Below are 12,731 nucleotides of genomic sequence, written 5' to 3' on the forward strand. Positions count from 1 at the left end.
CACCTTCACGCCTGCACTTGCCGGCCTGCTGCGTTCGTACCTGGCCCCCACCACCCTTCCTGCCCCTACACCGATATTGCCCATGCATTCGCGCGCTTCCCGCTGGTTCCGTCCTGCCATCCTGTTGCTCGGTTCGTTGACCATGACGGCCTGCAGCAGCGTCTTTTTTGGGGGCATCAACGCTGTATCCAGCCGATCGGGCATCGTCGAGCATCGCGACCAGGTGTTCGATCCCGCGCACGGTCTGGCGCTGGACGTCTACCAGCCGCGCGGCGCAGTCGATGCGCCAGTGGTGGTGTTCTTCTACGGCGGCACCTGGAAGCGCGGTTCACGCGCCAACTATCGCTGGGTAGGCCGCGCACTTGCGCGCCAGGGCGTGGTGGCGATGGTGGCCGACTACCGCAAGTATCCGCAGGTCGGGCTGCACGGGTTCATGTCCGACGCGGCGGGCGCCACCGCATGGAGCTACCGCCACGCGCACCAGTACGGCGGCAACCCGGATCGCCTTGCGGTGATGGGCCATTCGGCAGGCGCGCATATGGCCGCGTTGCTCGGCACCGATGCCCGCTGGCTGCAGGCGCAAGGCCTCAAACCCCACCAGTTGTGCGGCGTGGTGGGCCTGGCGGGGCCGTACGACTTCATGCCGATGACCGATCCCGAATTGGTCGAAATCTTCGGCGATGCGCCGGCAGCGCAACGGCAATCGCAACCGGTGCGTTACGTTGGCGGCGACGAACCGCCCATGTTGCTGCTGCATGGCGATGCCGACCGCGTGGTCGAACTGCAGAACAGCATCTCGCTGCAGCAGGCGCTCAAGCGCGAAGGCGGCAGTGCCGAACTGAAGGTTTACCCCGGCATGGGCCATCTGGGCATCCTGCTGGCGCTGCGTAAATCCCCCGAGCGCTCGCAGGTACTGAACGATACGCTGCAGTTTGTGCGCCAGTGCCGGGCGCCTTGAACCGCGATGCGCCCTGACGTAGTTAGGTAGTGAGTGACTGCGCGAACGACTGGTGGGGTAATCCCCCCACTTCTAGCGGTCGCCAGAAGTGGAGCTAAGCGGCCATCGCCAACTTCATGGCAGGCGTGATGCCGCCGAGCGCCATATTCGGACGCTCGTGGTTGTACGTCCATAGCCAGCGGGTGGCTTTGTCCTGCACCTGGTCGATGGTGTCGAACAGGGTTTGGGCGAGCCAGGCGTAGCGGATGGTGCGGTTGTAGCGTTCAACGTAGGCGTTCTGCTGTGGCTTGCCCGGCTGGATGTGCTCGACCCGGATACCATGCCGCTGCGCCCAGGACAGCAACGCGCCACTGATGTATTCAGGGCCGTTGTCGCAGCGGATCACGGCGGGCTTGCCGCGCCACTCGATGATCTGCTCCAGCGATCGGATCACACGGGCTGACGGCAGCGACAGATCCACCTCGATCCCCAGCCCCTCGCGATTGAAGTCGTCGAGCACATTGAACAGCCGGAAGCTGCGGCCGTCGGCCAACTGGTCGTGCATGAAGTCCATCGACCAGACCTGGTTGATAGCCTCCGGCACCGCCAGAGGCTCGGGCCGCTCACGCACCAGCCGCTTCCTCGGCTTGATCCGCAGGTTCAACTCCAGCTCGCGGTAGATCCGGTAGACCCGCTTGTGATTCCAGCCAAAGCCCTTCACGTTGCGCAGGTACAGGTAGCACAGGCCAAAGCCCCAGTCGCGATGGGCGGTCGTCAGGCGGACCAGCCAGTCGGCGATCCGGGCGTTCTGCTCGCTGGCCTTGGCCTGGTAACGGAAGCAGGTCTCGCTCACCGCGAAGGCCTGGCAGGCGTGGCGGATGTTCGTACGCCCGCTCGTGACTGCCGATTGGGCCATCTCGCGTCGCTGAGATGGCCTCACCATTTTTTTGCGAGCGCTTCCTTCAGCAGGTCGGTACTGAGCTGCGCCTCGGCGTACATCTTCTTGAGCCGGCGGTTCTCCTCCTCCAGCTCCTTCATGCGCGCGACCATGGACACGTCCATGCCGCCGAACTTGCTGCGCCACTTGTAGAACGTGGCCGAGCTGATGCCGTGCTCGCGGCACAGCTCCGGCACGGGCGCACCGGCCTGGGCCTGCTTGAGCACGGCGATGATCTGGCTGTCGGTAAAGCGGGACTTCTTCATGGAACCTCCTCGGGAAAGGGGACGAGAAAATTCCACTTCTGGCGTCTGCTAATGGGCGGGGGGATTACCGTGGCGGCGATGCCGACGCCGATGTCGCTGGGTCGCCATTCGGAGTCGGGATGCGCGAATGCATCGCGATGAGAGACGGTCTGCCGTAGCAGCAGGTGGCGGGCGAACACGGTCCCGCCCAGTTTCGCTCGCACCCCGCTCCCTGCTCCCCGCAGCCATCACTTCATTGGCTTGCTTCCCATCAGCTCGAACGGGCCGCCTTTCTTCAACGCAGCCTGATACGCCGGACGCGCCTGGATCCGCTCTAGAAACGCGTGCAGGCGCGGGTATTTCTCCAGACCGCCGCCGCGTGCAGCCGCTGCCTGTACCGGGAAGCTCATCTGGATATCGGCGGCGGTGAAGCGTTCGCCAGCGAACCAGTTGCCGGCCTGCAACGACTGCTCCATCCAGTCCAGATGCAAGGTGAGCTGCGGCCCGACAAAGCCCGACATCGCCTTGTCCACGATCGCACGTGCGATGGGCTTGGCGAAGAACGGCATCGGGGCGCTGCGGATGCGACCGAAGATCAGCGTCATCAGCAACGGCGGCATCGCCGAGCCTTCGGCGTAATGCATCCAATAGCGAAACTGCAGGCGCTCGGGCGAATCCAGCGGCCGCGGCGAGGGCGACAGTGCGCACTCGGTGTCGTAGCGCTCGGTCAGGTACTCCAGAATGGCCCCCGACTCGGCCACCACCAGATCGCCATCGACGAGCACCGGCGATTTGCCCAGCGGATGGATCGCGCGCAGCGCAGGCGGCGCCAGCATGGTCTTGGGGTCGCGCTCATGGCGCACGATCTGATAAGGCAGCGCCAGTTCTTCCAGCAGCCACAGTACGCGCTGGGAACGGGAATTATTGAGGTGGTGAACAGTGATCATGGGATGGCTGCGCGCGGAAAGCGCACATCCTACCGATCCAGGCGCCGTCGCTGTGCGCAAGCAGCGCCTGGTGCACGCGCCAGCGAGGCCAGCCGCTTGTCGACAGGCAATAAAAAACGCCAGTCGCTTGCGCGACCGGCGTTTTTGGCAACCTTACGGTTGCAGGCGGATTAGACCGCCTGCACCTGGTCAGCCTGCATGCCCTTCTGGCCCTGCACTGCAACGAAGGTGACCTTCTGGCCTTCCTGCAGCGACTTGAAGCCGGTGCCCTGGATGGCACGGAAGTGCACGAACAGGTCCGGGCCGCTTTCCGGGGTGATGAAGCCGAAGCCCTTGGCATCGTTGAACCACTTCACAGTACCGTTCATACGTTCTGACATTTTACTAACTCCTGAAACTATAAATGGATAAATCGCAGCATCCGAAAAGCCGGAGCTGAGACTGAGTTGCAGGCGTTGGTAAAGCGGAACGATGAAGCGAGATCTGTAACGATCCGGCTGCACCAGGCCACGATTCACGGTGACCCTTGCAAACACAGTGCGTGCACAGTACTCGTGTTTTCTGCAAAAAGCGACACCCTGCGTCAAATCTTTTGCAGTCAGGTCCAATCCGACGGCCTGTCAGGACCGCCCCCATCCCGATTGGCCTGGCGACACCGCCTGACGCCCCGCAACTGCGCAGATCAGGAAAGGCGGCAGCGACTCCCGAGCGACCTTAATTCCGGAACCTGCCGGCCCGCGCCGCCGCACGTACCGCCACGCCTCGCGCCCCAGCGCCCGATTGCTCTCTGCGCCAGGCCCACCCTGCCCTTGGTCGTACCATCCAGCTGTCAGCCAGCCCAGACCCGACCGACGACGCGCCTCTGCCAGATGCGGGCGACACCCGGCGCATGAACCGGGCGCGTATCATAAGCGCCCTTTGCAACCGGCATCCTGATGGCCCTCACCGCCACCGTCCGCAGGGCGGAACTTCAGATCAGCGACATGGACCGCGGCTATTACGCCAACCATTCGCTGACCCTGGCCCAGCACCCTTCCGAGACCGACGAGCGCCTGATGGTGCGGCTACTGGCGTTCGCGCTCTTCGCCGACGAGCGTCTGGAATTCGGCCGTGGCCTCAGCAACGACGACGAGCCGGACCTATGGCGGCGCGACTACACCGGCGATCCGGATCTGTGGATCGACCTCGGCCAGCCGGACGAAAGCCGCGTGCGCAAGGCCTGCAACCGCTCGCGCGAGGCGGTGGTCATCGGCTACGGCGGCCAGGCCACCGAAACCTGGTGGAAGAAGCACGCCAACGCCATGGGCCGGTACCGCAATCTGCGCGTGATCGAGCTCGACTCGCAGGCCACCGAAGCGCTGGGCGCATTGATCCAGCGCGGCATGCGGTTCGACGTGATCATCCAGGACGGCGAAGTGCAGATGCTGGCCGACCACGGCAGCGTCACCCTGACCCCGATGGTGCGGCAAGCCCCGGCCGAATGAGCATGCGTTGCGACGTGCTGGTCATCGGCGCCGGCGCTGCTGGGCTGATGAGCGCCTTCACTGCCGGCCAGCGCGGCCGCAAGGTGTTGGTGATCGATCATGCCAACAAGGTCGGCAAGAAGATCCTGATGTCCGGTGGCGGGCGCTGCAATTTCACCAACACCGGCACCACGCCTGGCAACTTCATTTCGGCCAATCGGCATTTCTGCAAATCCGCGCTGGCACGCTACAGCCCGGCGGACTTTGTCGAGATGGTCGAACGCCATGCCATCGCCTATCACGAGAAAGAGCTGGGCCAGCTGTTCTGCGACATCTCCTCCAAGCAGATCGTGCGCATGCTGCTGGACGAATGCGACGCGGCCGGCGTGCAGATCCGCACCCAGTGCGATGTGCAGTCGGTCCAGCGCGGCAGCGACGGCTTCGAGGTCCAGACCAGCCAGGGGTGCGTGCAGACGCAGTCGTTGATCGTGGCAACCGGGGGGCTGTCGATTCCCAGCATGGGGGCCAGCGGCTTCGGCTATACCTTGGCCAAGCAGTTCGGCCATGCGCTGCTGCCCACCCGCGCCGGGCTGGTGCCACTCATGCTGAGCGGCACGCATCAGGAACGTTTTCAAGCGTTGTCCGGGCTGGCGCTGCCGGTGCAGGCGCAGTGCAACGGAGCCAGCTTCCGCAATTTCATGCTGCTCACCCATCGCGGGGTCAGCGGCCCGGCGATCCTGCAGATTTCCTCGTATTGGCAGCCGGGTGATGATTTGCGGCTGGATCTGCTGCCCGGTCGCGATGCGGCGACGTGGCTGCGCGAACAAAAGCAGCAACGCGGCGCCACCGAGCTGCGCAATGTGCTGGCCGACGTGCTGCCGAAACGGTTTGCACAGCGCTTGTGCGAGCTGTGGCTGCCAGACAAGCCGGTGCGTCAGCTGGATCCGCCGCAGCTGAAAGCCGCCGCCGAGCTGCTCGGCAGCTTTCCGCTGATCGCCAGCGGCACCGAAGGCTATCGGACGGCTGAAGTCACCCTGGGCGGGGTCGATACCCATCAGGTTTCCAGTGCGAGCATGGAGTCGCGTCTGGTGGCAGGCCTGTACTTTGTCGGCGAGGTGCTGGATGTCACCGGCTGGCTGGGCGGTTACAACTTCCAATGGGCGTGGGCGTCCGGCCATGCAGCGGGAAGCGTGGCGTAATGCCGCTGGCGAGGCATTGCGGGTCGCCCAGCAATCACCCAGGCGCCTCGAACACGCGCTCGCGGCACGGACAGCGCGCTGGAGAAACGGCCGATGCTCGCCAGAAGGCATCTTCCAAATGCAAATATTGCTCTACGTCTCACACTTGATGCGGCATGCTCCACACACATGGACGTGCCAGACCCCTTCGTGTATTAAAGCCCGTCTCTAGGGAGCCGCGCATGCAAAAAGGCAAAGATCTCACCCTCCGCCTGATGATCGTCGACGACAGCGTGGAGAGTGCGGAGACCATCGTCACCGCGCTGCGCAACGGCGGCATTGCGGTGCGTCCATCGCGACCGCAAAGTCAGGAGGAACTGGCCAGCATGCTGTCGGGCCAGATCGATCTGGCCATCCTGGGTCAGGCGCAGCAAATCCCCATGAGCGCCTTGCAGACCCAGATTGCGGGCAGCGGCAAGGACATCCCGATCATCTTGCTGGCCGAGCGGATCGAAGAGAACACCCTGGTCGAGGCCGCTTCGCACGGGGTACGCGCCATTGCATTGCGCCACCGCCCTGCGCATCTGCTTGCACTGGTGCGCTCGGAATGGGACGACCTGCAGGCACGCCGTGGCCTGCGCCGCATCGAGGCACAGATGCGCGAGACCGAGCGGCGCTGCGACGCCCTGATCGCCTCCTCGCGCGACCCGATCGCCTACGTGCACGAAGGCATGCATATCCGCGCCAACGATGCCTATCTGGAAATGTTCGGCTTCGAGTCATTCGACGATGTCGAAGGCATCTCGCTGCTGGACATGATCGCCGCGCAGTACGTCGACGATTTCAAGCAACTGCTCAAGGCGATGTCCAAGGGCGAGCCGCCGCCGGCGCAGTACAAGCTCGATGCACGCCGCGTGGAAGGCGACACCTTCCCGGCCACGATGGAGTTCGCCACCGCCACCTATGAAGGCGAGCCGTGCATCCAGGTGGTTTTCCGACGCCGCGAGGAGTTCGACCCGGAACTGGCACGCGAGGTCGAAGACTTGCGCCAGCGCGACCAGGTCACCGGCCTGCTCAATCGCCCCACTTTCATGGTGGCGCTGGAACAGGCCGTCGCGCAGGCCGGCCGCAGCGAGGGCCAATCCGGCTTCCTGTTGATCGAGCCGGATCACTACGCACGCATCCTGCCGGAGTTCGGGCTGGATTCGGCCGATGCGCTGATTGCGGCGCTCGCCGCGCACGTGGCGAGCGTGCTAGACGACAGCGTGTTGGCCGCGCGTTTCGGCGAACATAGTTTCGCCCTGCTGTTGAACGGAAATTACGCGCGCACGCATGCGCTGGCCGAAACCGTGCGCAATGCGTTCGCGCAGCATGTCGTCAGCGTAGGGACGCGCTCGGCCACGGTGACGGTGAGTATCGGCGGCGTGCAGATCGGCGAAAAGATCGCCAGCATCGGCCAGGTGCTCAATCGCGGTACCGAGGCGGTGCGCACCACGGCCGAGCTCGGTGGCAACGCGGTCAGCATCTACGACCCGGCTGCGGCAGATCGGGCCGAGGAAGAACGCATCGAACGTTGGGTCGAGCAGCTGCGCGAAGCGCTGGTCGGCGACGGTTTCCTGTTGCATTACCAGCCGGTGCTCAACCTGCAAGGCGAGCCGCTGGAGTTGTACCAGGCCTTCCTGCGCCTGGAACGCAACGGCGAAATGATGTCGCCGAACGCGTTCATGGCCATTGCCGAAGAGCACGACCTGGTCACCGAAATCGACCGCTGGGTGGTGGCGCGGGCGATCCGGCAACTGGGCGAACGCCAGCGTGCCGGGCACAAGACCCACCTGCTGGTGCGCATCGGGCCGAACTCGTTCTCGGACCCGCAAATGATCGACACCATCCGCGAGCAATTGGCGGTCTACGGCGTCCCCGGCGAACGGCTGTGGCTGCAGACGCCGGAGTCGAAGGTGTTTACGCACCTGCGCAATGCGCAGCAATTCCTGGCTGCGGTGTCGGCGATGGATTGCAAGGTCGGGCTGGAACAATTCGGCTCGGGCCTGGATTCGTTCCAGTTGCTGGCGCATTTCCATCCGGCCTTCCTCAAACTGGATCGTGGCATCACCGGCGACATCGCCTCGGCGCGGGAGAGCCAGGAAAAGATTCGCGAAATCACCTCGCGCGCGCAACCGGCCGGCATTCTGACAATGGCCGAATTCGTCGCCGATGCGCAGTCGATGAGCAGCTTCTTCAGTGCCGGGGTGGACTATGTCCAGGGCGATTTCGTGGCGCCGACCGGGCCGCTGATGAATTACGAGTTCGGCTGAATGCCGGCAGCGCCCGCGCGTTTGCACCATCGCAACGCAACAAAAAACCCGCATTGCGCGGGTTTTTTGTTGCCTGCCAGGCAGCCACCGACCCGGCCACTTACATGGCGCTACCGCTGGCGGCGCGCAGCGCAGCGATGCGTTCGGTGAGCGGCGGATGGCTCAGGAACAGGCGGCGCAAGCCCTCGCCCACTCCGCCAGAGATGCCGAACGCCTGCACTTGCGAGGGCAAGGTGTTCTGGCCATGGTTGAGCGACAGCCGCTCCAGTGCAGCGATCATCTTGCTACGGCCGGCCAACTGCGCGCCACCGGCATCGGCGCGGAATTCGCGGCGCCGCGAGAACCACATCGCAATCATGGTCGCGAACAGGCCGAACACCATCTCCAGCGCAAACACGATGATGTAGTACGCAAAGCCACGACCGCCTTCGCGGTTGCCCGACAAGGCGCTGTCGATGATGCCGCCGACCACGCGGGCCAGCACGATCACGAAGGTATTGAGCACGCCCTGCAGCAGCGCCATGGTGACCATGTCGCCATTGGCAACGTGGGCGATCTCGTGGCCAAGCACCGCCTCGGCTTCATCCTGGTCCATGTTCTGCAGCAGGCCGGTGGACACCGCCACCAGGGCGTTGTTGCGGTTGGCACCGGTGGCGAACGCATTGATTTCCGGGCCGTCGTAGACCGCCACTTCCGGCATGCCGATGCCGGCGGCCTGGGCCTGGCGGCGCACGGTCTCCAGCAACCAGCGCTCGGTCGGCGTGCGCGGCTCGGTAATGACCTGCGCGCCGGTGCTGCGCTTGGCCATGAACTTGGACAGCAGCAAGGAAATGAACGAGCCGCCGAAACCGAAGATTGCGGCCATCACCAGCAGGCCACTCATCTGCGCGGGATTGACGCCCAGCAACGACATGACGATGCCGGCGAGCATCAGCACCGCAAGATTGGTCAGCAGGAACAGGAAAATGCGGTTGAACATGGCGCGATGGCTCCACGGATGCGGGGTGAACTGATGCGGATCTGCGGGTGTTGCGGCTTGAAATCAAGCAAGCACCTGACCGACGATTCAGCTGCCCATGCCATCGCCCTCCTATCTCGGCCGCTTCGCGCCCTCGCCCACCGGCCCCCTGCACTTCGGCTCCCTGCTGACAGCGTTCGGCAGCTGGCTGCTGGCCCGGCATGCCGGGGGGCAGTGGTGCATACGCATCGAAGACATCGACCCGCCGCGTGCCGAACCCGGCGCCAGCGAACGGCAGCTGCGCACGCTGGCCGCGTTCGGGCTGCACTCGGACCTGCCGGTGATCCGGCAGTCCGAGCGCGATGCGGCCTACACCGCCGCTATCACGCAACTGCTGGAAACCGGCCAGGCATTCGAATGCAGCTGCAGCCGTGCCGACCTGGCCGACATGGGCGGCATCCACCACGCCTGCGTCGCGCCACTGGGCGAGCGCCGTGCCGTGCGCCTGCGGGTGCCGCCGCAATCGCCGATCGGCTTCGACGACGCCTTGCAAGGCCCGGTATTGCAGGACGTCTACGCCGAGGTGGGCGATGTGGTGCTGCGCCGCGCCGATGGATATTGGGCGTACCAACTGGCGGTCGTGGTGGACGATGCGGCGCAGGGCATCACCGATGTGGTGCGCGGCGCCGACCTGCTCGACTCCACCCCGCGCCAGATGCTGCTGCAGCGCGCACTGGGCCTGCCGCAGCCGCGCTACGTGCACCTGCCGCTGATGCTGGATCGCAACGGCCGCAAGCTGTCCAAGTCGCACGACGCGCCCGCACTGGACGACGCCGATCCACTGCCGGTCCTGCACGCCGCCTGGGTCGCCTTGGGCCAACAGGCCGACGCGCTGCCGCGGCATGCAGCCGTGGAAACCCTGCTGCAGCACGCCGTGCAGCACTTTTCGCCACGGCTGCTTCCGCGCCAACGCGAGCTGGACCTCGATGTGTACGCATCCGGCCTCCAGCGTGACTAGAATTGCGGCCCAGCACCGGCGCCGGGGCGCAGCATTGCCGCGCCCCCGAATCGCCCTCAGCCTCACTTGTTGATTGGAGTCGTCATGACATCTCGCGTCGCATTGGTCACCGGCGGCACCGGCGGTATCGGTACTGCCATCTGCAAGCGCCTGGCCGACCAGGGCCACCGGGTCGCCAGCAACTTCCGCAACGAAGAAAAGGCCCGCGACTGGCAGCAGCGCATGCAGGCGCAGGGCTATGAGGTCGCCCTGTTTCGCGGCGATGTAGCCTCCTCCGAGCATGCGCGCGCGCTGGTGGAAGAGGTCGAAGCCTCGCTGGGGCCGATCGAGGTGCTGGTCAACAACGCCGGCATCACCCGCGACACCACCTTCCATCGCATGAGTGCCGAGCAGTGGCACGAGGTCATCAACACCAACCTCAATTCGGTCTTCAACGTGACCCGCCCGGTCATCGAGGGCATGCGCAAACGCGGCTGGGGCCGGGTGATCCAGATCAGCTCGATCAACGGGCTCAAGGGCCAGTATGGCCAGGCCAACTACGCCGCCGCCAAGGCCGGCATGCACGGCTTCACCATTTCGCTGGCGCGCGAGAACGCCGCCTTCGGGGTTACCGTCAACACGGTCTCGCCCGGTTACGTGGCCACCGACATGGTGATGGCGGTGCCGGAAGAAGTGCGCGCCAAGATCGTGGCCGACATCCCTACCGGTCGTCTGGGCCGGCCGGAAGAGATCGCCTACGCTGTGGCCTTTCTGGTTGCGGAAGAGGCTGCCTGGATCACCGGGTCGAACCTGGACATCAACGGCGGCCACCACATGGGCTGGTAACGTTTGCTGCGACTTTGCGGTGCAGCATGGATTTTGCTCAAAAACCATGCTGCGCAACATTTTTAATGTGTCCGCTTAAGCAAATAAGGCGTTTTGGCTGTTGCAAGCGCTGCTGCGGTGCGCCATCCTGCGCGCACTATCAGTGTGGGTGAACGTTCCATGGCCGGACTTCGCATCATCAAGAAGTATCCCAATCGCCGTCTCTACGACACGGAAATCTCCAGCTACATCACCATCGAAGATGTGCGCCAATTGATCATCGATGGCGAAGAATTCGAAGTACGCGACGCCAAGAGTGGCGAAGACCTCAGCCGTGCAGTGCTGCTGCAGATCATCGCCGACCGCGAACAGGACGGCGAGCCGATGCTCTCCACCCAGTTGCTGAGCCAGATCATCCGGTTTTATGGCGACTCGCTGCAGGGCTTCATGGGCAACTACCTGGAGCGCAGCATGCAGGTGTTCCTGGACCAGCAGCAGCAGTTCCGTCAACAGATGGGCAACCTGCTCGGGCAGACCCCGTGGGCGATGATGAATCAGCTGACCGAGCGCAACCTGGAGTTGTGGCAGGAGTTCCAGCGCAACTTCGGCGCCGGCTTCGGTCGCCCGGGTGGCCCTGGCACGCCGCCGAACCCACCCGGGGCGAGCGGCCTGGGCAGTGGCCCGATGGGAACCGGCACGCACGGCTCGGCCGGTGGCAACCACGGCACGACCGGCAAGGCCCGCAACCGCGGCTAAGGGCGCCAACACCACGATTTGGCAGCAACCCGGCAGATGCGGCCGGCGACCGGAATGTACTCCTCGGACATTCCGGTTTCGCTGCGCCGACCATGCCACCTGCGGGTTGGTCGCGGCGTGGTGTCGACTGTTTCAATCGTCGGACGCTGCGCCAGGAGCGTCACGCTCCCAGGCGCAACCACTCAGTGGCTGGCCTGCTTCGTGCAGGCCGAGCAGATCCGCTCCACGTGGTAGCCGCGTGCACGCAGACGCTCCACCACCCCGTCATTGCCCAGCAAATGCAGCGCACCGACCACTACCAGCGTGGTTCCGCTGCCTTTGCCGAGCCGTTGTTCCAGCCGCGGCACCCAGCGTGCATTGCGCTCGACATTGATGTCCTGATACAGCGCCGGATACTGGCGGCGCATGTCTTCGGCCATCTGCGTGGACAGCGTCCGCACATCGCCATTGCGCCAGGCGGCGTGCAGCTGGCGTAGCTGGTCGGCGGCATCGGCCTCGTCCAGCGATTCCTCCAGCAGCTGATGCTGCTCGGTCGGCGACATGCCATCGAGCAAGGCGATTTGCTCAGCGGCGCGCTCCAGGCCGTCGGCCGGCTTGCCGCGTGCCTGCGCCTGTTCCATCAGGTAATGGTCCAGCCCTGCGTTCGGGTCCATGCCTTGCCGGGTCATCTCCGCCAGGCTGATCGTCAGCGCCACGAACCAGGGCTTGAGCGGCTGCAGGCTCGCCAGCGACATACCGTACTTGCGGGCGTAGGCGCTCAGCGCCTGCCAGGTCTTCGCATCCAGCGAGTCCTGCAGCGTACGCCCGTCGGTGCGCCGTGCCGCCTGCAACATGCGACCGGCCAGCTCTGGCGATTGCGCATCGTCAGGCGGCAATTCGAACAGCAGGCGGTCGGCCTTGGCAAAGGCCTGCATGACATCCGGCGATAGCGGGTAGTCGCTGGGCTTGAGCACATGAAACGAGCCCAGCAGATACAGCGTGCCGCCCTTGCCCTCGACCTTCCACAACAGCGGCACGGGCGGGCCTGCCGGCGCGTCGCCAGCACCGCGCGCCCATACCGGTACGAGCGCGCCGCTCCACAAAGTCAGGCCGAGCAGCGCGCCGCTGCACCAGGCGGCAATCCGTTGGCGCGTCGACAGTGTCCGTCGCCTGGTCACGAGGCTTCTCCGCACATGT

The 12,731-nt window shown here is 64.9% G+C and carries 12 protein-coding genes and 1 other RNA gene; 8 read left to right on the forward strand and 5 right to left on the reverse strand.

Features of this window, described 5'->3' with window-relative positions:
* The first annotated feature begins 82 nt into the window (after positions 1–82).
* Positions 83–958: an alpha/beta hydrolase gene (locus ACCQ00_RS12230; protein WP_039574661.1), complete on the forward strand. Its 876-nt coding sequence runs from the start codon at positions 83–85 to the stop codon at positions 956–958.
* A 94-nt stretch (positions 959–1,052) separates the two neighbouring features.
* Here ACCQ00_RS12230 and ACCQ00_RS12235 read toward each other — a convergent pair.
* The 3 genes from ACCQ00_RS12235 to ACCQ00_RS12245 form a co-directional block, all read right to left on the reverse strand.
* A protein-coding gene (locus ACCQ00_RS12235) for an IS3-like element ISXac2 family transposase (protein WP_087944778.1) occupies positions 1,053–2,140 on the reverse strand; the annotation gives its coding sequence in 2 pieces (ribosomal slippage) (positions 1,053–1,888 and positions 1,888–2,140; 1,089 coding nt in all).
* 227 nt (positions 2,141–2,367) lie between these two features.
* A complete protein-coding gene (locus tag ACCQ00_RS12240; RefSeq protein ID WP_039575026.1) occupies positions 2,368–3,066 on the reverse strand; it encodes a glutathione S-transferase in 699 nt (232 codons plus the stop codon).
* A gap of 170 nt (positions 3,067–3,236) precedes the next feature.
* A complete protein-coding gene (locus tag ACCQ00_RS12245; protein ID WP_024745895.1) occupies positions 3,237–3,446 on the reverse strand; it encodes a cold-shock protein in 210 nt (69 codons plus the stop codon).
* A gap of 555 nt (positions 3,447–4,001) precedes the next feature.
* Between ACCQ00_RS12245 and ACCQ00_RS12250 the strand changes: the two genes are divergently transcribed.
* The 3 genes from ACCQ00_RS12250 (at position 4,002) to ACCQ00_RS12260 (ending at position 8,019) form a co-directional block, all read left to right on the forward strand.
* Positions 4,002–4,550, forward strand: a complete 549-nt coding sequence (locus ACCQ00_RS12250; protein WP_039575052.1) for a YaeQ family protein — start codon at positions 4,002–4,004, stop codon at positions 4,548–4,550.
* Positions 4,547–5,728: a BaiN/RdsA family NAD(P)/FAD-dependent oxidoreductase gene (locus ACCQ00_RS12255; RefSeq protein WP_039575057.1), complete on the forward strand. Its 1,182-nt coding sequence runs from the start codon at positions 4,547–4,549 to the stop codon at positions 5,726–5,728. Before ACCQ00_RS12250 ends, ACCQ00_RS12255 begins: the two co-directional genes overlap by 4 nt.
* A 221-nt stretch (positions 5,729–5,949) precedes the next feature.
* Entirely contained in the window at positions 5,950–8,019 is a 2,070-nt protein-coding gene (locus tag ACCQ00_RS12260) for a GGDEF/EAL domain-containing response regulator (RefSeq protein WP_039575059.1), read from the forward strand.
* Between the two features lie 100 nt (positions 8,020–8,119).
* On the opposite strand, the gene htpX is transcribed toward ACCQ00_RS12260, so the two are convergent.
* Positions 8,120–8,998, reverse strand: coding sequence for a protease HtpX (gene htpX, locus ACCQ00_RS12265; RefSeq protein WP_008576145.1), 879 nt, complete (start codon positions 8,996–8,998; stop codon positions 8,120–8,122).
* A gap of 97 nt (positions 8,999–9,095) precedes the next feature.
* Here htpX and gluQRS point away from each other — a divergent pair, with 97 nt between their 5' ends.
* From gluQRS to ACCQ00_RS12285, 4 genes are all read left to right on the forward strand, one after another.
* Complete coding sequence (gluQRS, locus tag ACCQ00_RS12270; RefSeq protein ID WP_039575062.1) at positions 9,096–9,995, forward strand: tRNA glutamyl-Q(34) synthetase GluQRS; 900 nt, start codon at positions 9,096–9,098, stop codon at positions 9,993–9,995.
* A gap of 84 nt (positions 9,996–10,079) precedes the next feature.
* Positions 10,080–10,820 (forward strand): beta-ketoacyl-ACP reductase, encoded by a 741-nt coding sequence (locus ACCQ00_RS12275; RefSeq protein ID WP_017159201.1) that lies wholly within the window; start codon positions 10,080–10,082, stop codon positions 10,818–10,820.
* Between the two features lie 159 nt (positions 10,821–10,979).
* Positions 10,980–11,555: a polyhydroxyalkanoate synthesis repressor PhaR gene (phaR, locus tag ACCQ00_RS12280; RefSeq protein WP_031423057.1), complete on the forward strand. Its 576-nt coding sequence runs from the start codon at positions 10,980–10,982 to the stop codon at positions 11,553–11,555.
* A gap of 54 nt (positions 11,556–11,609) precedes the next feature.
* Positions 11,610–11,684: non-coding RNA, sX9 sRNA (locus tag ACCQ00_RS12285), on the forward strand.
* Between the two features lie 53 nt (positions 11,685–11,737).
* Here the strand turns inward: ACCQ00_RS12285 and ACCQ00_RS12290 are convergent.
* Positions 11,738–12,712, reverse strand: coding sequence for a TraB/GumN family protein (locus tag ACCQ00_RS12290; RefSeq protein WP_039575067.1), 975 nt, complete (start codon positions 12,710–12,712; stop codon positions 11,738–11,740).
* Between the last annotated feature and the right edge of the window lie 19 nt (positions 12,713–12,731).

The organism is Xanthomonas sp. NCPPB 3761, from assembly GCF_041475705.2.
GTDB classification, from domain to species: domain Bacteria; phylum Pseudomonadota; class Gammaproteobacteria; order Xanthomonadales; family Xanthomonadaceae; genus Xanthomonas; species Xanthomonas phaseoli.